The organism is Marinibaculum pumilum, from assembly GCF_042646425.1.
Taxonomy (GTDB): domain Bacteria; phylum Pseudomonadota; class Alphaproteobacteria; order Ferrovibrionales; family Ferrovibrionaceae; genus Marinibaculum; species Marinibaculum pumilum.
The window spans coordinates 1-20594 of sequence record NZ_JBHRTR010000009.1 but is presented as its reverse complement, the minus strand read 5'-3'; the positions used below and the strand labels follow the sequence as shown (position 1 = coordinate 20594).

At 69.5% G+C, this 20594-nt stretch carries 19 protein-coding genes and 1 pseudogene; 9 read left to right on the top strand and 11 right to left on the bottom strand.

Going from position 1 to position 20594, the window contains the following annotated elements; all coding sequences use genetic code 11:
* The first annotated feature begins 180 nt into the window (after positions 1-180).
* Positions 181-1134, top strand: a complete 954-nt coding sequence (locus ACFOGJ_RS03120) for an alpha/beta fold hydrolase (RefSeq protein WP_379898060.1) — start codon at positions 181-183, stop codon at positions 1132-1134.
* A gap of 3 nt (positions 1135-1137) precedes the next feature.
* Here ACFOGJ_RS03120 and ACFOGJ_RS03115 read toward each other — a convergent pair whose 3' ends face one another.
* Complete coding sequence (locus ACFOGJ_RS03115; protein WP_379898059.1) at positions 1138-1770, bottom strand: cysteine hydrolase family protein; 633 nt, start codon at positions 1768-1770, stop codon at positions 1138-1140.
* A 204-nt stretch (positions 1771-1974) separates the two neighbouring features.
* Here ACFOGJ_RS03115 and ACFOGJ_RS03110 point away from each other — a divergent pair, with 204 nt between their 5' ends.
* Positions 1975-2919 (top strand): helix-turn-helix domain-containing protein, encoded by a 945-nt coding sequence (locus tag ACFOGJ_RS03110; RefSeq protein WP_379898058.1) that lies wholly within the window; start codon positions 1975-1977, stop codon positions 2917-2919.
* A gap of 64 nt (positions 2920-2983) precedes the next feature.
* Positions 2984-3514, top strand: coding sequence for a CinA family protein (locus ACFOGJ_RS03105; protein WP_379898056.1), 531 nt, complete (start codon positions 2984-2986; stop codon positions 3512-3514).
* Positions 3515-3582: 68 nt separating this feature from the next.
* Here ACFOGJ_RS03105 and ACFOGJ_RS03100 read toward each other — a convergent pair whose 3' ends face one another.
* The 3 genes from ACFOGJ_RS03100 to ACFOGJ_RS03090 form a co-directional block, all read right to left on the bottom strand.
* Positions 3583-4506, bottom strand: a complete 924-nt coding sequence (locus tag ACFOGJ_RS03100) for an amidohydrolase family protein (RefSeq protein ID WP_379898055.1) — start codon at positions 4504-4506, stop codon at positions 3583-3585.
* A 27-nt stretch (positions 4507-4533) separates the two neighbouring features.
* Positions 4534-5706 (bottom strand): acetylornithine deacetylase, encoded by a 1173-nt coding sequence (gene argE / locus ACFOGJ_RS03095; protein WP_379898053.1) that lies wholly within the window; start codon positions 5704-5706, stop codon positions 4534-4536.
* A gap of 327 nt (positions 5707-6033) precedes the next feature.
* Positions 6034-8073: a bifunctional aldolase/short-chain dehydrogenase gene (locus tag ACFOGJ_RS03090; RefSeq protein WP_379898051.1), complete on the bottom strand. Its 2040-nt coding sequence runs from the start codon at positions 8071-8073 to the stop codon at positions 6034-6036.
* Between the two features lie 152 nt (positions 8074-8225).
* On the opposite strand from ACFOGJ_RS03090, the gene ACFOGJ_RS03085 reads away from it, so the two are divergent.
* On the top strand, positions 8226-9194 hold the full coding sequence (locus tag ACFOGJ_RS03085) for a sugar-binding transcriptional regulator (protein ID WP_379898049.1): 969 nt from the start codon (positions 8226-8228) through the stop codon (positions 9192-9194).
* Here the strand turns inward: ACFOGJ_RS03085 and ACFOGJ_RS03080 are convergent.
* Complete coding sequence (locus tag ACFOGJ_RS03080; RefSeq protein WP_379898048.1) at positions 9191-10234, bottom strand: GlxA family transcriptional regulator; 1044 nt, start codon at positions 10232-10234, stop codon at positions 9191-9193. The genes ACFOGJ_RS03085 and ACFOGJ_RS03080 overlap by 4 nt on opposite strands.
* Before the next feature lie 96 nt (positions 10235-10330).
* On the opposite strand from ACFOGJ_RS03080, the gene ACFOGJ_RS03075 reads away from it, so the two are divergent.
* Positions 10331-11536, top strand: coding sequence for a serine hydrolase domain-containing protein (locus tag ACFOGJ_RS03075; RefSeq protein WP_379898046.1), 1206 nt, complete (start codon positions 10331-10333; stop codon positions 11534-11536).
* Positions 11537-11559: 23 nt separating this feature from the next.
* Here ACFOGJ_RS03075 and ACFOGJ_RS03070 read toward each other — a convergent pair whose 3' ends face one another.
* From ACFOGJ_RS03070 to mtnK, 6 genes are all read right to left on the bottom strand, one after another.
* Positions 11560-11799, bottom strand: a complete 240-nt coding sequence (locus ACFOGJ_RS03070; protein ID WP_379898044.1) for a hypothetical protein — start codon at positions 11797-11799, stop codon at positions 11560-11562.
* Positions 11800-11960: 161 nt separating this feature from the next.
* Positions 11961-12083, bottom strand: coding sequence for a hypothetical protein (locus ACFOGJ_RS03065; RefSeq protein ID WP_379898043.1), 123 nt, complete (start codon positions 12081-12083; stop codon positions 11961-11963).
* A gap of 232 nt (positions 12084-12315) precedes the next feature.
* Positions 12316-12981, bottom strand: coding sequence for a YoaK family protein (locus ACFOGJ_RS03060; RefSeq protein ID WP_379898041.1), 666 nt, complete (start codon positions 12979-12981; stop codon positions 12316-12318).
* Positions 12982-13064: 83 nt separating this feature from the next.
* The gene (locus tag ACFOGJ_RS03055) at positions 13065-13418 is read right to left on the bottom strand and encodes a hypothetical protein (RefSeq protein WP_379898040.1); all 354 of its coding nucleotides are present in this window, start codon (positions 13416-13418) and stop codon (positions 13065-13067) included.
* A gap of 349 nt (positions 13419-13767) precedes the next feature.
* The gene (gene mtnA / locus ACFOGJ_RS03050; protein ID WP_379898038.1) at positions 13768-14868 is read right to left on the bottom strand and encodes an S-methyl-5-thioribose-1-phosphate isomerase; all 1101 of its coding nucleotides are present in this window, start codon (positions 14866-14868) and stop codon (positions 13768-13770) included.
* Between the two features lie 30 nt (positions 14869-14898).
* Positions 14899-16188, bottom strand: a complete 1290-nt coding sequence (gene mtnK / locus ACFOGJ_RS03045) for an S-methyl-5-thioribose kinase (protein WP_379898037.1) — start codon at positions 16186-16188, stop codon at positions 14899-14901.
* A 148-nt stretch (positions 16189-16336) separates the two neighbouring features.
* On the opposite strand from mtnK, the gene ACFOGJ_RS03040 reads away from it, so the two are divergent.
* The 4 genes and pseudogenes from ACFOGJ_RS03040 to ACFOGJ_RS03025 form a co-directional block, all read left to right on the top strand.
* Complete coding sequence (locus tag ACFOGJ_RS03040; protein WP_379898036.1) at positions 16337-17887, top strand: sugar ABC transporter ATP-binding protein; 1551 nt, start codon at positions 16337-16339, stop codon at positions 17885-17887.
* Complete coding sequence (locus tag ACFOGJ_RS03035; RefSeq protein ID WP_379898034.1) at positions 17884-18978, top strand: ABC transporter permease; 1095 nt, start codon at positions 17884-17886, stop codon at positions 18976-18978. The genes ACFOGJ_RS03040 and ACFOGJ_RS03035 overlap by 4 nt, the downstream gene beginning before the upstream one ends.
* A gap of 50 nt (positions 18979-19028) precedes the next feature.
* A complete protein-coding gene (locus tag ACFOGJ_RS03030) occupies positions 19029-20090 on the top strand; it encodes a substrate-binding domain-containing protein (RefSeq protein WP_379898033.1) in 1062 nt (353 codons plus the stop codon).
* A gap of 320 nt (positions 20091-20410) precedes the next feature.
* A pseudogene (locus ACFOGJ_RS03025) lies at positions 20411-20594 on the top strand (hypothetical protein); the annotation flags it as partial.

Below are 20594 nucleotides of genomic sequence, written 5' to 3'. Positions count from 1 at the left end.
CCGTACTGCTACCCTCATTGGACTCGACCAAAGGACGACGGCGGCAGGGAGGCGCGTCGATGAGATGTGTGAATGCCGTAGGCTCGGGGGCCGAGGATGACGGAGAAGGCTGTGCAGCAGACAGCCCTCGACCCGGCGCCGCTTCCCCGCCATCCTCGCCACGCACCGGGGAGGAACCGCATGAAGACCATCGAGACCCGCAACGGCAGCTTCGCCGCCATCGACGAGGGCGACGGACCGGTCGTCCTGCTGCTGCACGGCTGGCCGGAGAGCGCCTATTCTTGGCGCCACCAGATCCCGGCCCTGGCGCAAGCCGGCTACCGGGTCGTGGCGCCGAACCAGCGCGGCTATGCCGGCTCCTTCGCGCCCGAAGCGGTCGACGCCTATACACAGCTGCACCTGGTCGGCGACGCGATCGCGCTGCTGGACGCGCTGGAGGCGGAGACGGCAGTGGTCATCGGCCATGACTGGGGCGCGCCGGTCGCCTGGCACACAGCGCTGATGCGCCCGGACCGGGTGCGCGCGGTCGCCGGCCTCTCCGTCCCCTACACGCCGCGGGGCGCGCGCAGCCTGACCCAGGCGATGCGCGACCACGGCCATAGCGGCTTCTACATGCTGTATTTCCAGGAGCCCGGCGTGGCGGAGGCGGAACTGGAGGCCGATATCCGCGACAGCCTGCTGCGCATCTATTATGTCGGCTCCGGCAACGTGGCGCCGGGCGGCGAATGGATCGCCATCGTGCCGCCCGGCGGCGGCGTGCTGGACACTGCGCCGCCGCGCGACCATCTGCCGCCCTGGCTGACCGAGGCCGACCTGGACCACTACACCGCGGAATTCCGTCGCTCCGGCTTTCGCGGCCCGCTCAACTGGTACCGCAATGTGGACCTGAGCTGGGAGCTGATGGCGGCGTATCACGACGCGCCGCTGGAGGTGCCGGCCTGCTTCATCGCCGGCGAGCGCGACATGGTCCTGCAGGTCCGCGGCCTGGAGAAGATCCGCCAGGACCTGGCCGCCAAGGTGCCGGACCTGCACGGCCCCCACTTCCTGCACGGCGCCGGCCATTGGACCCAGCAGGAGCGGCCGGAAGAGGTGAACCGCATCCTGCTCGACTTCCTGGGCGGGCTGCCCCGGTAGAGGTCAGTCCATACGCGACAGGAACTCGTCCGTGGTCATCACATGCGCCGTGGAGAAGGCGAGGATCGTCAGGGTGGCGCGATGCACCTCCTCAGCCGACAGGGCGCCCTGGCCGACATCGGGATAGTCGAAGCTGCCGGTGGCGTCGGACAGGAAGACCACCTTGTAGTTGCGGAACATCGCGTCCCGCGCCGTGGCATGGCAGCAATTCTCCGTCGTCGTGCCGGAGATCACCACGGTGTCGATGCCCCATTCCCGCAGCAGCAGGTCCAGGTCGGTGGCGAAGAAGCCGCTGTAGCGATGCTTCTTGATGACATGCTCGCCCGGCTGCGGCGCCAGGACGGGAAAGATCTCCGCCCCGTCGGTCCCGTCCACCAGTGCCGCGCGGTCGGCAATGGGGGGATAGAGATCGTCGTACAGCCCCATATCGCTGCCGTCGCGGCGGTGCACATGGGCGGTAAAGACGATGCGGATGCCCTTGTCGCGGCAGGTCTGCAGGGTCTCCGCCAGGCGCGGCGCCATGGCGGCAGCCTGGCCCGATTGGAGGGCCGCGCCGTTGGCCACGAAGTCGTTCTGCATATCGACCACGATCATTGCCGTCTTCGCCGGGTCGATCGTCTCGCAAATATAAGGCATGGCTTCACCTGCTCCGCGGGTTGCGATCCGCTGCGATAGCACGGCCGGTCGGTCCGGCGCTTTGCCCGGCGCGCCAGAACCTGGCACCTGCATGCCACCGTCCCGCCGGACCGGATTGACAGCCTGCCACCCGGACGGGGTTAAATGCGGACGGCGCGCGGCGCGGGACCGGTCCGCGCCGCCAGACGGGACAGGCCCATGCCCGTGACCAGCAGAACCGACGTCGTGCGGCCCGGTGACGGCTTCGCCCACTGGCATGCGGCCACCTGCCGCAGCTATTCGGTCACCGAGTGCAACGCGGTACCGGATCGCGCCTTCAACGCCCGGATCTCGCTCGGTGCCTTCGGCCCGCTGACCATCTCCCACATCTCCTCCACGGTGGCCGGCGGCGATCCGCTGCGGGTGGTCCGCACGGCCGGCGACATCAGGAAGGACGGCCGCGACGACTTCATGTTCTGGCTGCCGATGGCGGGGGAGACCGCCTTCAGGCAGGATGGCCGCGCCCTGCGCATGCGATGCGGCGACACGCTCCTGCACGATCAGGCACAGCCCTTCGTGCTTCAGTTCGGCCGTCATGCCGACGCGATGATGATCACCGTGCCGCGGCCACTCCTGCTGGCCAGGCTGCCGGAGGCACCGGCCCTGGTGGCACGGCCGGTTGCCGCCGCCTCCCGCTGCGGCGCGCTGGCTGCGGACATCATGCGCGACCTGCTGCGCCTTTCCGAGGCGGCGGAAGACGGGCTGGCGCGACGGGTCGGCATCTCCGCGCTCGATATCCTCGCCGCCACCTTCGAGGCGGAGCTGGCGGGCGAGGCCGGCGCAGCCCAGGGCGATGCCCGTCTGCGGCAGGTCCAGCGCTTCATGCTCGCGCGGCTGGACGATCCCGCCCTCGACCTGGCCACGATCGCGGCCGCACAGAACATGTCGCCGCGGTCCCTGACCCGCCTTTTCGCCCGCGTCGGGGAGACGCCGATCCGCTGGCTGTGGCGGCAGCGCCTGGCTACCAGCTACCGGATGCTGGCCGAGGGCCAGGCCCGTAACGTCACGGAGGTCGCACTGGCGCATGGCTTCGGCGACCCCTCCCATTTCAGCCGTGCCTTCCGCCGCGCCTACGGGCGCACGCCGCAATCGGTCCGCCCCGTCGGCTGAAGCGCCGACCGGGCTCCGCCGCCCTGCCGGGAACCGACCGGCCGGGGGCGACGTTGACTGCCGCATGACCGGACGGACAGCTGAACGCACGGAAACCCTCTCGCCCGCCTTGCCCGACGATCTCGAGCAGGCGGCCCTGGATGTGCTGCGCCGTGCCGATGCCGGCGGCCTGAAGCTGGCGACGGCGGAAAGCTGCACTGGCGGGCTTCTCGCCTCCCTCCTGACCGACATTGACGGCTATGGGCATGTGTTCGAGCGCGGCTTCGTCACCTATGGCGACCGCGCGAAGTGCGACCTGCTCGGCCTGGCGCAGAAGCAGATCGACGATTGCGGCGCGGTCAGCCGCGAGGTAGCGGTGGCGATGGCGGAAGGGGCCGTACAGCGCTCCGCCGCAGAGCTCGCGGTGGCGATCACCGGCTTCGCCGGACCGGCCGGCGATGGCGACGAAGAGGGGCGGGTCCATCTCGCCTGCGCGCGGAAGGGCGTGCCGACCGTTCATCGCGAGGCGCATTTCGGCGCCTGCGGCCGTGGGGCGATCCGCCTGCGCGCGGTCCGCGCCGCGCTGGAGATGCTGCAGTCGGCGCTGCGCGTATAGAGCGGGACACCTCAAGGCTGGTGGAATGGGGTCCTGGTCGCGTTCGACAACGACGGTTTCGCAATTCGCTAGATCCGGTACAGCGCCTGCGCATTGTCGTGGAACATCGCCCGCTGCTCGTCCGGAGAGAAATCCACCAGCAACCTGCGGAAGCGGTCCCAGATCGCATCGAAGCCGGCCGTGTCGAGGCCGTTGGTCAGCCCGGCGACCGGCCAGTCGGTGGCCAGCATGGACCGCGCGGGTCCGAAGCTCTCGATACAGTGAAGCTGCACCAGGCGCAGGCTCTCTTCCGTCGGGGCGGGGTCGTAGCCTTCGGCGTTGGAGACCTTGATCCGGATGTTCGGCTCCGCCGCCAGCAGGGTCACCGCCTGCCGCCAGCGCGCCATGCCGTCCGGATCGCGGTCGACCGGGCTGGCGCAATGGTTCACCACGATCCGCAGCTCCGGCAGGGCCCGCGCCAGCCCGGCCAGCCCCGCCGCCTGGTAGGGATAGAGCATCACCTCGAAGTTCAGCCCGGTCCGCGCCAGCCGCGCCAGGTCGGCGCGCCAGGCCGGGTCGTCGGCCAGGCCGTCGGCAGCGGCAAAGGACTTCTCCGGCAGGGTCGGGTGGAAGGAGAGGATGCCGCGGATGCCGGTCATGCGACCGAAAGCGGCCTGCGCCTCGATCACGGCCGCCGCTGCCGGGGTGCCGAGCGGCGCCGCGCCGACATAGGCGGCGGCCACGCCGCGGGACTTGTCGAGCCCGTCCAGCCAGCGGCTTTCGCCCAGCAGATCGTCGGGCGACCAGAGCGCCTCGACATGCACGCTGGCGGCGATCGGCTGGTTGGCGCTGTCGCGCAGATAGTCCGCCACCACATAGTCGCGCTGCAGCCGCTCCAGCCCGCCCAGCGCCTGCACCGCGCCGTCGCCCGGCCGCAGCCAGGGATGCCGGTCCATAGACAGGTCCCACAGATGGGTATGGGCGTCGATGATCGGGCCGTCATACAGGGTCATGCCGCCCCTCCCCCTCTGCAGGCGACGTCAGGCCGCGCATTCATGCGCCACCAGCTTCTCCAGGAAGGAGAGGCAGGCGGCCAGCTGGTCTTCCGCGACCCATTCGTCGGGCGCATGGGCCTGCGCGATATCGCCGGGGCCGCAGAGCACGGTGGGGATGCCGGCGCGCTGGAACAGGCCGGCCTCCGACCCGAAGGCGGCGCTGACCGCCTCGCCGCCGGCCAGGCTGCGGGCCAGTGCCTCTGCCGCGCTGTTGGGCTGCGGCAGCAGCGGCGGGATCTCGAACAGGGTCTCGGTGGCGATATCGGCCGCCGCCTGGCGCGCCCGCATCGCCGGCAGGATCCTGTCGTCCACCGCGGCGGCCAGGGCGTCGCGCACCTGCCCCACCATCCCTTCGCGGGTGGCGCGGATGTCCCAGGTCAGGGTGCAGTCGCCGGCCACCGTGTTGCGGGCGCTGCCGCCCTGGATCAGGCCGACATTCAGGGTGGTATGTGGCGGCTCGAACAGGCCGACGCTGTCGGGCGCCTCCGCCAGGGCCTGGGCCTGGGCGCGCAGCGTGTCGATCACCTCCATCGCGCCGTAGATCGCATTCACCCCCTGGTCGGGGCGGGAGGAATGGCAGGCATGACCGGTCACCTTGGTGCGCATGCCGCAGCTGCCCTTGTGGGCGTTGACCACCCGCATCGAGGTCGGCTCGCCGACGAAGGCCATGGCGGGGCGCAGCTCCGAGGCCGCGATATGGGACACGATCTCCCGCGCCCCGAAGCATCCGGTCTCCTCGTCATAGGAGAAGGCCAGGTGGATCGGCCGGGTCAGCGGCGCATCCCGCAACGCCGGGACCATGGCCAGGACACAGGCGATATAGCCCTTCATGTCGCAGGCGCCGCGGCCGTACAGGCGACCGTCCTTCGGCGTCAGGCGGAACGGGTCGGTCTGCCAGTCCTGGCCGTCCACGGGGACCACGTCGGTATGGCCCGACAGCATGATCCCGCCGCGCGGCTCCAGCCTGCCCGGTGCGATGCTGGCGACGATATTGGCTTTCCGCCCGTCGGCGCTGGGCAGGGTGGCCACCGCGACGCCATGGCCGTCCAGATGGTCCGCCACCCAGTCGATCAGGGCGCGATTGGACTTGTGGCTCACGGTGTCGAAAGCGACCAGGGTCGACAGAATCCGGGTCGCATCGTCCAGGGACGGCGTCATGCATGCACCCTCAAAGGCGGTGGCCGGCCGTCTCCTCCCCCTGCGATTCGAACCGCACGGTACGGACCGCCGCTGGCGCGGGGTCTGGCGCCCCGCTGACGCGCGGCATCATCGCAGGCGGGACCGGCAACCGCCAGCCCCGGCATGCCGCAGGCTGCGCTTCGGCGCGGCGCCACCGACTTCGCCGTCGTCCTCGGCGCCAAGCCGAGGACCGTGACGAAACGGCAACGTAGAACGACGGTGCGGCTTGGCAGCGGTGCCATATCGTCGCGCTCCTCGGCTTGGGGCCGAGGAGGACGGCAAAGTGGAGAGATGTGTCGCCGCCGCCTACCGCAGCGCGGCCTCGATATTGCCGCCGTCGACGGTCATGACATGACCGGTCGTGCGCTCCGCCAGGGCGAGGGCGACGAAGGCTTCGCCGACATGGCGCGCCTCGACCTCGGCGCCCAGCAGGTTGCCGGCCATGTACTTCGCCGCGTCGACGCCGCGGGCCTTCGACCGGGTGGCGATCATCTCGTCGGTCAAGAGGCCGGAGCGGATGCGGTCGGCGTTGATGCCGTTCACCCGCACGCCCATCGCGCCCAGCTCCAGAGCGTATTGCCGGACCAGGAAGAAGGTCGCCGCCTTGGGCAGGCCATAGGCGCCGAAATCCTTGCCCGGGTTCACCGCCTGCTTCGAGGCGTTGAACAGCAGCGAATGGCCGCGGCCCTGTTCCCGGAACACCCGGGAGGCGGCCTGCGCCATGCGCTGGTGGGCGAAGAAGTTCAGCTCGAAGGACTTGCGCAGCAGCGCCTCGTCCAGGTCGATCATCGCCCCGCCCCAGGCCGCCCCGGCATTGGAGACCAGGATGTCGATGCCGCCGAAGCGCTCGATGCAGGCGGCCAGCGCCGCCTCGCCCGCGCCCTCGGCCGTCAGGTCCAGCGCCAGGCCGCCGGCATCGCGGCCCAGCCCCTTCAGCGCCGCGCCCAGCGCCCCCTCGTCGGCATCGACCAGGAAGATGTCGGCGCCCTGCGCCTTGAAGGCCGCCGCGGTCGCCCGGCCGATCGCGCCGGCACCGCCGGTGACCAGGACGATCCGGCCCTGCAGGGCCGGCGGCCGGCCCTTGCCCAGCTTCGCCTGCTCCAGGGACCAGTGCTCGGTCTCGAACAGGTCGAATTCCCTGATCGGGCGGAATTCGCCGACGCTCTCCGCCAGCTCGATCACCCGGATCTGCTGGTCGCCCAGGTCGGCGGCGGCACTCGCCGCCTTGGCGCTGGCACCGATCCCCAGCAGGCCGAGGCCCGGCACCCAGGCCAGGCCGGGCACCGGCTCCAGCATCGTCTTGGTGCCGCCGGCGGTCGTGTTGTTGCGCTCGAAATAGCTGCGATAGGCGGCGGCCCAGTCCGCGACGGCGGCCTTCAGCGCGTCGGCATCGCCGGCGGCGGCCGCGCCTTCCAGGATCAGGGCCGGATGCTTGGTGCGGATCACATGGTCCGGGGTGGCGACGCCGCGGGTGGAAAGCTCCGCCATGTCCGGCCGCGCCAGGAAGGCCGTCAGATGCTCCGCCTGGCGCAGGTCGAAGACCGGCATCGCCGCATCGCGCGGCCGGTCGGCGGCCAGGGCGCCGCGCAGCCGCGGCAGCAGGCGGGTCGCATCCACCTTCTCGACCGGTCGTGCGGGCGGGCGGCGATTGCCCTTGCGGGCGAAATATTCCTCGACCGCATTCACCTGCTCGATATGGCGCTCATAGCTCTGCTTCGCGGTGTCGCCGAAGGTGAAATGGCCGTGGTTGACCAGCAGCATGCCCTCGACCTCGGGCTTCTGCTCGAACACCTCGGCCGCCTTCTTGGCCAGGCCGAAGCCCGGCATGATGTAGGGTACCAGCGCCACCCGGTCGCCGAACAGCTCGGCCACCACCTCCGCCGCCTCCGGCAGGTCGGCCAGCGCCAGCATCGCGGTGGCATGGCTGTGGTCGATGAAGGGATGCGGCAGATAGGCGTGCAGCAGGGTTTCCACCGACGGGTTGGGCGAGGTGGAATCCAGCAGGTTGCAGCGCTGCTGGTTCACCATGTCCTCGTCGGAGAGCGCATCCAGGTCGCGCAGCTTCAGCAGCGGGTCGAGCCGCACACCGGGCAGGCCCGGCGCCTCGATCGAGCCCAGGTCCCAGCCGGAGCCCTTGACGTGCAGGACGCGGATCTCGTCACCCAGCAGGTCGCGGCGCAGCACCTTGCAGGAGGTATTGCCGCCGCCATGCTGCACCAGGTCGGGATCGCTGCCGATCAGGCGGGAGGTATAGACGCGCAGTGCCAGCGCGCGGTCCGCCGGATCGTTGCCGGCCGCCGCTTCCAGCGCCTCGGCCTCTTCGTCACGCCACCGGTTCTGTACCATCGCTTCCACCCTCGTTCCGCGCTGCCGGATCTTCAATCCCGTCCGGTTGCGGTTTTTGACAAATGTGAAGTCGCTGTGTCAAATGACTAAGAATTGCGCATCGTCCATGACTGGCGGCAGCCCATGACCGACCCCGCCCGCGGGCGCCCCGCATGAGCGGCCGGCGCCGCACCCCATCGCCCTCCGGCAGCTTCGAGATCGTCGTGGAGGCAGCCTGGCTCTACTATAACGAGGGCCTGAACCAGAACGAGATCGCGCGCCGCCTCGGCGTCAGCCGCGCCTCCGTGGTGAACTACCTGCAGGAGGGGCGGGAGCGCGGGCTGATCCGCATCCGCCTGGCCGACGAGCCCTTCCTCGCCCATTCCCTGTCGCTCGACCTGCAGCGCCGCTTCGGCCTGAAGGCGGCCTATGTCGTCCCGGCGGTCAGCCCGACGGACGATACCGCAACGCTGCTGCGGGTGGCGAAGGCGGCGGGCAACTGGCTGCCGGCCCTGCTGCAGACCGGCGATACCCTGGGGGTCGCCTGGGGCCGGACGATCTACGAGCTGGCGGAGGGCATGGAGCCGGAGCCGGTGGCGGATGTCAGCGTGGTTCAGCTGACGGGATCGATGGCCACCCCCTACGGCTTCACCGCGGAACTCTGTTCGGCACGGCTGGCACAACGGCTGAACGGCCGCTGCATCAACCTGCATGCCCCGGCGATCCTGTCGACCCCGGAACTGGCCGCGGCGCTGCGGCAGGAGCCGCTGATCCGCGACCAGCTGCATGCGCTGGGCGATTGCAACAAGGCGCTGTTCGCCGCCGGCTCCTGCACGACGGAAAGCCATGTGGTGCTGGCCGGCATCGCCACCGCAGACGATATCGCGGACTATCGCGCCCGCGGCGCCCGCGCCGTGCTCTGCGGCCGCTTCGTCGATGCCGACGGCCGCCACGTGCCGGGCGCGCTGGACGAACGGATGATCGGCATCACGCCGGAGCGGATGCAGGACCTGGAGATGGGGCTGCTGGTGTCCTGCGGCCCCGACAAGGTGGAGCCGATGGCGGCGGTGCTGCAGGGCGGCTATGCCAGCCACCTGGTCACCGACAATGTCACCGCCCGGGCACTGCTGGCGGACGGTTAGTCCTTCCAGCCGCCAAATCTGGAAAACTGGCGCCGATAGCGGGCCGGCGTGACGCCGGTTCGGCGCTTGAACAGGCGCCGGAAGAAGGACGGATCCTCATAGCCGACCGCTTGCGCGACATCGTCGATGCTCATCGCGCCGACCTCCAGCAGATGCTTGGCTTCCTCGATACGCAAGGCCTGGACATAGTCCACAGGCGTGTATCCCGTCGCCGCCTTGAAGCGACGCTTGAAGCTGCGTTCCGCCAGGCCGGAACGCGCCGCCATGCGGGCGACGGGCCGCGTTTCCGCATAATGGTCGGCAAGCCATTCCTGGCATGCGCCGATGGCAGCATCACCATGATTGCCCGCACGACCCATCGCGGTGAAGGGCAGCTGGCCGGCGCTCCGGTCGCCCAGAACGAACACCTTGGCCAGGCGCACCGCTTCCTCCGGTCCGCAGAACCTCGCCACCAGATGCATCGCCAGGTCCTCCCAGGAGCCTGGCCCGCCGCTGGTGACAATCCGATGACCCGGACCGCCCTGACAGAGGATGCGCTCCGGCCGGAAGCGGACCGCCGGATAGCGGCTGCGGAACATCTCCCCGGCGCTCCAGTGTGAGGTCGCCTCCGTGCCGTCGAGCAATCCGCTTTCGGCAATCAGAACGGCACCCGTGCAGACAGAGGCCAGAATCGCGCCGGCGGCATATTGTGCGCGCAGCCAGTCGCATTCGGCATGCCAGGACGGCAACCCGGCAGGATCGGGATGAAGCGCAAGATCCGTGACCACCACCAGGTCGGCGGGAGCCGCGGCGGCGAGTGCCAGGTCGGGTTGAACCGGCGCACCGAGGGCCGCGGTGAACTGCGATTTCTCGCGTGCCACGATCCGTGCCTCGATCCGGACCGAGGGGGCGGGCTCTCCGGTCAGTTCAGTCCAGGCCCTGCCCGCCGCATGGAAGACCTCCCGAAAGGCATAGAGCGCCGTCGGCGTCGTTTCCGGCACGGCCAGCAGGTGGGCTGTGACGGGCGGCAGCCGGCGATCCGGTCGCACATATCCGGTCATGGCACAAAAGACCCGCTGGCGTCCGTTTCGGCTCTCCACGGCGGAGCCAGGGACTGGCATCCCAGCCGTCCGCCCAATCTAGGAAAGGAGACAGGGATGTACAACGCGCACGATACGACAGCGCAAGCTGTGGCCATGGCGTACGACAATGACACCGTCAGCGCTCGCCTGGACGCAGTGATCGATCGCTGGACCGGCAGCGACCGCATCGCCGGCCTGGCGATGCACGTCACCCGGCAGGGCCGGCTCGTTTATCGCCGGGAGGCCGGTCTTGCCGATCGCGAGCGCGGCCGAACCGTCACCGGCGAGACAGTCTTCCGCCTGGCGTCGCTGACCAAGACGATTGTCGCTGCGACCGCCCTGGCCCTGGCGGAAGCCGGCAGGCTGAGCCTCGCCGACGCTGTGAGCGACTGGCTGCCGGACTTCCGCCCGACCACGGCGACCGGTCTCCGACCCAGGATCTCGCTTCACCACCTGATGACGCATACATCCGGCCTGGGCTACGATTTTCTCGACGACGGCGGATCTCCTTATGCCGCTGCCGGCATCGATCAGGGTCTCGGCGACGGCTCTATCAGCCTGGAGGAGAATCTCGCCCGCCTGTCGGCGCTCCCGCTGTTTTTCGCGCCCGGAACCCAATGGCGCTACTCGATGAGCATCGATGTGCTCGGCGCCGTCATCGAGCGGGCAGCCGACATGCCGCTGCCCGATGCCGTCGCCCGCTACGTGACCCGGCCATTGGGTATGACCGACACAAGTTTCGCGGTGCCGGACGCCACTCGGCTGGCGGCTGCCTACAAGGACGGGCCCCACGGTGCGCTGCGCATGTCCGAGCAGGGCGACAGCGTACCGTTAGGGGGTGGCTTTGGTGCCGTTCCCGCCAGAGCGGCCAACGCGAGCGCATGGCCATCGGGCGGTGCCGGCATGTACGGTACCGCCACCGACTATCTGCGCTTTCTCGAGGCCGTTCGGACGGGCGGTGGACCCATCCTGGGCCGGCGCGCCGCAGCGAGTATCGGCCGCCATGCCATCGACAATCTTCGCGCCTGGACGGAAGGGCCCGGCTGGGGCTTCGGGCTCGGCGCGGCCGTACTGCTGGACCCGGCCGCCGCAGACACGCCGCAGTCCGCGGGAACCTGGCAGTGGGGCGGGGTCTACGGCAACCATTGGTTCGTGGATCCGGGTCAGGAACTGACCGTAGTGGTGCTCACCAATACATCGGTGGCGGGCATGTCCGGCGCCTTCCCCGAGGAACTCTGCAAAGCGCTCTATGCCGGCATCCACAGCGCCGCCGGCCGTTAGGATGCGAAGAGGCGCACAGCCGGTCAGCGCCTGCGCGCCTCTTCCATCTCTTTCAGGGCGACCTGCAGGTCGGCGGCCACCTGCAGGCGGATACGCACCATCTCCTTGCGGTGGATCGCCAGGGACTTCTGCATCTCCGCCCGCACCTGCGCCATCTCCACCCGCTGCCGCTCCAGCGATTCCGAGGCCTGCGCCGCGGGCAGGTGAAGGAGGGCGGCCGCCGCTGCCAGGCAGAGCGCCGCCAGGATCCGTTTCGCGTTCATGTGATCTTTCGGGGTCTTCCGGGCTCGTCCCGGGCATGTCCGGCCGCCGGCCGGCGCGCCGCGCGCGCCGCATTCATCGGGGGCTGACCCGGTTGATACGCCAAAGAGGTTGCGGGAACCTTTACGGCAGTGCAGCAGAATGTGAGCGGTTGCGGGATGACCTATTGCGGCACCCGGTCGCGCATCTGCCGCATCACGCGGGCCCGTTCCGCGGCCATATCGGCGCGAACCTCCGCCATGCGCCGCTCATGCACGGCCCGGTCGCGGCGCATTCCTGCGCGCACTTCCGCCATTTCCTCGAGATTCTGTCGTAGGTCCGAGGCCGCCCTGGCGACATCCACGGTCGCAAAGGGGGCGCATCCCGCAGCCAGGACCGCGACAGCCACCGCCGTCGCGCGTCGCATTTCATGCTCCTGGCCATTCGCCGGCTTCCGACAATGCGGAAGCCAACCAACAAGCTCGAAACAGGCGGCGTGGCGAAAGGTTCCCCGGCCGCAGATATTTTTTTCCGGCGATTCAGCCCCGCCGGCGCGGCCAGACGGCGGAAGCGATCCCCATGCCGGCAGTGAACAGGGCCGGGACCAGGAGCGCGGCGGCAACCCCGACATGCAGCGCGACCATGCCGCCGGCCAGCGCGCCGCAGACGAAGCCGGCCCAGACCGTGCCGTTCTCCCGCATCTCCGCGGTCCCGCCCCGGCCCATCAGGAACAGCGCCAGTCCGCGGCCGAACTGGACGATCGTGCCGGTGATGTAGGTGCGCACGGCGGCGCCGCGCTGCGGATGGAGGCTGGCATTGTGCACACCCATCGCCGCCGCCAGCAGCGGCAGCACGGCACCCGCCGGCCAGGCCGCCAGGCTGCCGGCCAGCGCCAGGCAGAGCAGCAGCGCATCCGCCAGGTAGACCCGGGGCTGGCGCCAGCCGCCGGCCGGGCGGCTGAGGCATTCGCCCAGCACCACCCCGGCCAGGAAGGCGAGCACCACGCTGCCGACCAGGAGGATGCCGGGCCAGGCGCCCTGCGCCACACTGGAGGCCAGTTCGGTGTTGTTGCCGCTCATGAAGGAGACGAAGGCATCGCCGGCCAGCAGGAACCCGGCCGCATCGACCCAGGCGGCCATGCCGGTCAGCAGCACCGCCAGGCCGGCCTGCCTGCCGGCCCTGCCGGCGCTTTCCTGCTCCGCCACCCTGTCCCCCGCCCCAACACCGTACCGCGCGCCGGCGGCACGATCCTGACGGCGGCGTGGCGCCGGTCAACAGGCAATTGGGGCTACCGCTCCCGCGCTTCCTTCATCCGCTGCAGCAGCATGGCGCGGGAGACATCCATGTCGGCACGCACTTCGGCCATGTCCTGGCGGTGAATCCGCAGCGACCGCGCGGCATCCACCCGGCCGGCCGCCATCTGGCGGCGATGGGCCTGCAGCGATTCCATCATCTCGGCACGCACCGCGGCCATGTCGGCCAGGTTCGCCGCCAGCCGGGATTCGGAGGCCTGTGCCGCCGGCGCCCAGATCGACGCCGCGGCCAGCGCCGCGAAACCGGCCAGCGCGACGAGGCCGGCGAGACGGATTGTCCGGGCGAAGCGGCCGGAACGGCGGGCGACGGGCGAAAGCGGTCGGTGCATGCGCATGCTCCCCGGGAGCCGGTGGACCGACCTTCGATCTCGCGAAGGGCGGTCACCCATAGTCATCCTGGGGCGCTATATAGCGCACGAATGATAAACGTGAAGTTAAGAGGATTTTAATACTTATATATGGAGAGATATAATTTAAGAATTTCTTCTAAACTATTTTTAGTTTTAATTCGATGATAATTTGATAAAATACACACTGCCCCGCCGACGGTGCCGCGCGCGGGCCGGTCGACCGGCATCTCGGATGGGCTGGTTTGCAGTCGATGGCCCGGCAACGGGTTCCCGGCCTGGATCGTGGCCGATCCCGGTCTCCGCTCCTGCCCTGCGGCAGGGCAGGAATTCAGGCCGCGGCGCGGTCCGGAAACAGCCCGGCCAGGCCTTCCGCCGTGGCGGCGCAGATGCCGCGCTCGGTGATCAGGCCGGTGACCAGGCGGGCCGGGGTCACGTCGAAGGCCGGGTTGCGGGCGGGCGAGGCCTCGGGCGAGATCCGCACCGGCAGCACGGTGCCGTCCGGCCCCTTGCCGGAGATGTAGGAGACCTCGTCGCCGTTGCGTTCCTCGATCGGGATTTCCGCCACGCCGTCCTGCACATTCCAGTCGATGGTCGGCGAGGGCAGTGCGACATAGAACGGCACGCCGTTGTCATGGGCGGCCAGCGCCTTCAGGTAGGTGCCGATCTTGTTGCAGACATCGCCGCGCGCGGTGGTGCGGTCGGTGCCGGTGATCACCAGGTCGACCAGGCCGTGCTGCATCAGGTGGCCGCCGGCATTGTCTGTGATCAGCGCATGCGGGATGCCATGCCCGGCCATCTCCCAGGCGGTGAGATAGGCGCCCTGGTTGCGGGGCCGGGTCTCGTCCACCCAGACATGCAGCGGGATGCCGCGCTCCGCCGCCTGGTAGATCGGCGAGGTCGCGGTGCCCCAGTCCACGGTTGCCAGCCAGCCGGCATTGCAGTGGGTCAGGATGTTCACCGGCTCGCCCGCCGGCTTGGCGGCGGCGATCTCCTCGATCAGGGCCAGGCCGTTCGCGCCGATCTGGCGGTTGATCTCCACATCCTCGTCGGCGATGCGGGTGGCGGCGGCATAGGCCGCCTCCAGCCGGTCGGCCGGCGGCAGCGGGCTCAGCACCTGCCGGACCTCGTCCAGCGCCCAGCGCAGGTTCACCGCGGTCGGCCGGGTCGCCATCAGCATGTCGTAGCCTGCGTGCAGGCTGTCGTCGCCCGGGTCGCGCTGCATCTGCAGCGCCATGCCGTAGGCGGCGGTGGCGCCGATCAGCGGTGCGCCGCGCACCCACATGTCGCGGATCGCTGTGGCGACGGTCTCCGGCTCCACCATGTCGACGGTGACGAAGGCATGCGGCAGGCGGGTCTGGTCGATGATCCGCACGGTGCGGCCATCCTCCGCCAGCCAGATCGACCGGTAATGCTTGCCGTCGACGTTCATCCTGCCGGTCCTTCCGTTCGGATCATGGGTTCAGGCGGGCACGCCGCGCGCCTCGATGCGCCGCGCCAGCGCCGCGATCTCGGCCGGCCCGGCGATCGAATGCCGGCCCAGGACCAGCAGCCGGCCGAGTTCCAGCGCGCGGCGCTCGCAGTCCGCCCGGCGGTCGGCATCGGCGATATCGTCCAGCTCCGCAATATGGGCAAGGCCCAGGATGCGGCGGTGCATCTCCACCCCGCAATAGCCGACCGTGTCGACCCAGACCTCGCGCAAATAGTCGCTGCAGGCCTTTTCCGCCGCCATGTGGTGGCCCTGATCCTCGAACAGGGCGGCCGGATAGAGGATGCCGCTGCGCTCGCTCTGCCACAGCGCGCGGAAGCGCGCGGCAAAGCCGTCCCAGACCTCCTGCACGACCTGCAGCAGCCAGTCGCGATAGGGATCCCGCGCGCCCGGCGCCGCCTCGTGCCCCGCCTGGGCATGGAAGGCCATCAGGAAATTCGCCAGCAGCATGCCGATGTCGAACCCCATCGGGCCGTAGACGGCGAATTCCGGGTCGATCATCCGGGTGTCGCCGTCCGTCACCATGATCGAGCCGGTATGCAGGTCGCCGTGCAGCAGGGTCTGCGCCTTCGACGCGAAGCCGGCCTTCAGGTGCTGCGCCTGCACCTTCAGTTCCTGGTCGGCACGCAGCGCGGCGACATAGCCATCCAGCTGCGGCGTGGTGTGCCGGTTCAGTTCCGCCGCGTAATAGGGATCGGTGAAGACAAGGCTTTCGGTGATGTCGCACAGGTCGACATTGTCGGCGAACAGCGCCAGGTCGGCCTTCCGCTGCCGGGTTTCCATGCACAGGTCGGAGCCGCGGAACAGGGTCTCCGCGGTGAAGGCCGCCAGATGCGCCGCCAGGTTCTCATGCACACGGCCCGCGGCCAGGCTCTTGCGCAGGATGACGTGCGGGGTCAGGTACTCCATCACCGTCAGCGCCTGGCCGTCGTCGTAATGGTAGATCTCCGGCACCCGCCCCGGGCAGCGCGCGGCCTGGCGCTGCAGGGCATGGCGTTCGAAAAAGGCCCGGGTCAGCGGCAGCGGCCAGGATTCGCCGACCAGCCGGACATAGGGCAAAGCCTGCTTGACCACAGCGGCGCCGGACGGCCCTTCGACGATGAACACCAGGTTCAGGTTGCCGTCGCCGACCTCGCGCACCTGCCAGCCCGCGGGATCGCCCAGCCGCTGCCGCAGGTCCTGCAGCGACCCCAGGCGCTGCACCAGGCTGTCGGCGTCCAGTGCCAGATATTCCGTGCCGCCATCGGCGGCCGTCCCGTTCACGACGGTTCTCTCCCCGCTTGTTTCTCGTTCGTGCGGCCCGGTCGGCCGGCTGCCGGTGGGGCACGCTATCGCCCCGCTTTTTCAAAAGTCAACATCAATTGACATTTGAAAAACGGCTCCCTAGCGTCTGCGCATCGGGGAGGAAGGCATGCATCAAGGCGCGGCGCAGGGGCCGGCATTCGAGATATCCGGGCTGCAGAAATCGTTCGGCGCGAACCGCGTGCTGCGCGGCATCGACCTGGCCATTCCCGCCCGCGCCGTCACCGTGCTGATGGGCGCCAACGGCGCCGGCAAGTCCACCCTGGTGAAGATCGCCGCCGGCGTGCACGCCCCGGACCAGGGAGAATTGCGGCTGGCCGGCCGGCCCTACAGCCCCGCCACCCCGGCGGAGGCGATCGACGCCGGCATCGTGGTGGTGCACCAGAACATCAATGACGGCGTGGCCCCCGACCTGGACGTGGCCAGCAACCTGATGCTCGACCGGCTGGCCGGCGGGCGGATGCCAGTCCTGTTCAACCCCCGCCGGGTGCGGGCGGAGGCGGGCCGCATCGCCGAGCTGATGGGGCTGGAGATGGACCTCACCGCCCCGGTGCGCCGGCTCAGCCTGGCCGACCGCCAGATGGTGGCAATCGCCCGCGCCATGGCACGCGACCCGAAGCTGCTGATCCTGGATGAGCCCACCTCCTCCCTCTCCGACGCGGAGGCGCAGCGCCTGTTCGCGCTGGTCGACCGGCTGCGGGCGCAGGGGGTGGCGATCCTCTACATCTCCCACCGCATGTCCGACATCCGCCGGGTGGCCGACCAGATCGTCACCCTGCGCGACGGCCGCATCACCGGCATCTTCGACACGGCGCCGCTGGACTACGAGGGTGCGGTCGACGCGATGCTGGGCCACGGCCTGACCGATGTCGACATCCAGTCGCCGCCGCCGGGCGAGCCGGTGCTGGAGGTGACCGACCTGCAGCTGGTGCCGGGCGCGAAGCCATTCTCGCTGACCCTGCGGCGCAACGAGGTGACCGCCCTGACCGGCCTGGTCGGCACCGGCAAGACCGCATTCGCGGAGGTGCTGTTCGGCCTGCGCCGGCCGGTCGCCGGCGAGATCCGCCTGAACGGCCGGCCCCATGCGCCGGCCAACCCGTCACAGGCGATCGCCGCCGGCGTCTTTCTGTCGGCGAAGGACCGCGCGACCAACGCGGTGGTGCCGCAGTTCGACCTGATGCGGAACCTGACCCTGCCCTTCCTGCCCCGCTACAGCCGCGCCGCGATCGTCAGCCGCGGCCGGGAGCGGCAGGTGGCGCAGGACCAGATCGCCGCGCTCAGGATCGTCTGCCAGTCCGAGCGCGACGGCATCCAGACCCTGTCCGGCGGCAACCAGCAGAAGGTGATGGTGGCGCGCTGGCTGTCGCAGACCTCGCGCCTGCTGATCCTGGACGAACCGTTCCAGGGGGTCGATATCGGCGCCCGGCGCGACCTGGGCGACAAGCTGCGGGAGACGGCCTCCGACCGCGCCACCCTGGTGCTCTGCGCCGAACTGGACGAGGCGCTGGAGGTGGCGGACCGGATCCTGGTAATGGCCGACCACAGCCTGGCCGGCGACCATCCCAACCGGAACGTGGATCTGGACCTGATGCTGGCGCAGGTGGCCGGCAGCGGAGCGGCGGCAAGGATGCAGGACGGGTCAGCGGAGATGACGGCATGAGCGATCGCGCGGATCGGCCCGCACCAACAACGAACGGCCCCGCCCCGTCCGCAAGAGTGGGCGGCGTACCGGTCGGAGGTGTTTCGGGCCGCGGCGACGCGGCGATCCACCTGGCGATCCGCTACGGCTTCCTGGTGCTGCTGGCCGGCCTGGTGATCTTCTTCATGGCGTCGGCGGAAGGCTTCACCAGCGTCTTCAGCGCGGTGTTCATCTTCCAGTCGGTGGCGATTACCGCGATCCTGGCGCTGGGTGTCACCGCCACCCTGGTGGTCGGCGGCTTCGACCTGTCGATCGGCGCGGTGGCGACCTCCTCCCTGATGGCTTCCGCCTACGTGATGGTGGTCTGGGGCCTGGGCACGGTGGAGGCGGTTGTGTTCTGCCTGCTGCTGGGCCTGCTGGTCGGCTTCATCAACGGCGTGCTGGTGGTCTACACCCGCATTCCCGACCTGCTGGCCACCCTGGGCATGATGTTCGTGCTGATCGGCCTGCAGCGGATCCCGACCGAAGGGCGCTCGATCGCCACCGGCATGACCCTGCCCGACGGCTCCACCGCGGAGGGCAGCTTCACCGCCGCCTTCCTGGCGATCGGCCGGCACCGCTTCGACCTGATCGAGGCGAACGTGCTGCCCGCCTCGGTCCTTTTCATGCTGGTGATGGGGATCCTGATCTGGTTCTTCCTGGAATATACCCGCTATGGCCGCGTGATGTACGCCATCGGCAGCAACGAGCGCGCCGCCGCCCTGGCCGGTGCGCCGGTGCGCCGCTACAAGATCGCCGCCTACATGATCTCCGGCCTGTTCGCGTCCGTCGGCGGCATCCTGCTGGCGGCGCGCCTGGGGCGCGGCGATATCGCCTCGGGCAACAACCTGCTGCTGGATTCCGTCGCCGCGGCGCTGATCGGCTTCGCCGTCCTGGGCGCGGCGAAGCCGAACGCCTTCGGCACCGCAATCGGCGCCTTGTTCGTCGGCGTGCTGCTGCAGGGGCTGACGATGATGAACGTGCCGTACTACACCCAGGATTTCGTGAAGGGCGCCGTGCTGGTGATCGCCCTGATCTTCACCTTCTCGCTGTCCCACCGAAGGGAACGGTAGGGCCGCGGGAGCCGCAACCAGCCAAGTGTCCAGTCGAGGGAGGACTGACCATGATCGACAGAAGAAGCCTGTTCGGAAAGACCCTGATCGGGGCGGCCGGCGCGGCCTGCATCGCGCTCGGCTTCGGCGGCGCGGCCCAGGCGGCCGACATGCCCAAGCCGTTCGACAATCCCGGTGACGTGAAGATCGCGCTGGTGCGCTATCTGTCCACCGGCGACTTCTTCCAGGCCTACCTGGCCGGGGTGGAGCGGCAGGCAAAGGCGCTGGGTGTCGACCTGCGGGTGTTCGACAGCCGCCAGGACGCGGCCCTGCAGGCCGACATGGTCGACCAGGCGATCGCGCTCGGCGTCGACGGCATCGTCATCCAGCACGGCCTGACGGAGAGCATGAAGGCCGCCGCGCAGCGGGCGCTGGACGCCGGCATCAAGGTCGTCGCCTTCGACGTGAACGTGGAGAACGACAAGATCCCGCAGGTCGAGCAGTCGGACCGCGACCTCGCCCGGCTCGCCCTGGAACAGGCGATCAAGGACAATGGCGAGAGCTTCAATGCCGGCTATGTCTACGTGCCCGGCATCGCGCCGCTGGACCGCCGCGACGAGACCTGGGTGAAGTTCAAGGAGAAGTATCCCGGGATCAAGGAACTGGCGGTGTTCGGCACCCTGGACAACCCGATCGCCAATTCCGTCGCCAACCAGGCGGCCGCGGCGCTGCGCGCGAACCCGCAGATCACCGTGATGTTCGCGCCCTATGACGAGTTCGCCAAGGGCGTGAAGATCGCCGTCGACGAGCTGGGCATGACCGACCAGGTGGACATCTATTCCGCCGACGTCTCCACCGCCGACATCTCCGCCATGCGCGAACCCGGCAGCGCCTGGGTCGCCACCGCAGCGACCAACCCGGCCGTGGTGGGCGAGGTCTCGGTCCGTGCGCTCGCCATGCTGCTGGCGGGCGAGGATCCCGGCCACAACGTGATCGTGCCGCCGACCCTGATCACCCAGAAGGCGCTGAACGACCAGGACATCAAGAACATGGAGGAGCTGGGCGAGAAGCTGCCGCAATTCTCCCATGCCGATGTCGCGGTGCCGGCCTGGATGCCGCTGCCGAAGCGCTGACCGGTCCGGCATTACCCGAAGGCAAGGGGCGGTCCCGGAAACGGGGCCGCCCTTTCCTTTTCGGGATGCGGTGCCGTCCCGTCGCGATCCTCGGGCCTCACCCTACGGCATTCGCACATCTCACCAACGGATCCCAATCGGCGCCGCGGTCCCCCAGATGCCGTCGCCCTCGGGCTTGAACCGAGGGCCGCGACGAGACCATGCCGCCGCGCAGCGTCGCCGTCCTGCCACGATCCTCGGGTCAAGATCCTATGCAGGCGCGACGGGCGAGGCGTTACCGTATCGGTTTCCCACACCCAACAGCTGCATAGGAGGCACTGATGGCTGCCCGTACGGAACTCGCCTCGCCCGCCGCACCTGATTGTGGTCCGGCGCGGCTGGAGGTTGCAATCGAGCTGAGCAAGAAGAGTTGGCTGGTTGCTGTGCAATCTCCCTTTTCGGGGAAGGCGTCGCTGCACAGTGTCGCGAGCGGTGATGCGGCGGCGCTGCTGGACGTCTTGGAGC